The organism is Paenibacillus sp. 05T425, assembly GCF_056396205.1.
Genome location: NZ_JBFTLA010000128.1, coordinates 1 through 421, shown reverse-complemented (window position 1 = coordinate 421; position 421 = coordinate 1). Strand labels below are relative to the sequence as shown.

Sequence of the window (421 nt, the reverse complement as noted above, 5' to 3'; positions counted from 1 at the left end):
AGCTACCCAGTGCCTTGGAGGCCAGCCAGAACAGGCCGGCCGACAGGGCTACGGTGGCTGGCAGGGTCAGGACCCAGGCCAGCAGGATGGTTCTGACAGTACCACCTTGCAGGCCGCTTTTGTTCGCGACCATGGTGCCGGCCACGCCTGAGGACAGGACGTGGGTAGTGGAGACGGGCAGGCTGAAGATGTTGGCCAGGCCGATCATGCTCGCGGTGGTGATCTGCGCCGACATGCCTTGGGCATAGGTCATGCCTTGCTTGCCGATTTTCTCGCCGATGGTCAGTACCACGCGCTTCCAGCCGACCATGGTACCCAGGCCGAGGGCCAGTGCGACCGCCAGAATCACCCAGAACGGGGCGTATTCAGTGGTGGTGGTCAGGTCCTTGCGCAGTTTGTCCAGGTCAGCCTTCTCACGGGC

At 63.4% G+C, this 421-nt stretch carries 1 protein-coding gene; it reads right to left on the bottom strand.

Annotation, left to right across the window (positions count from 1 at the left end; genetic code table 11):
- Positions 1–421, bottom strand: a 421-nt coding sequence (locus tag AC1DF0_RS32415) for an inorganic phosphate transporter (protein WP_477577704.1), incomplete at both ends; no start/stop codon positions are given.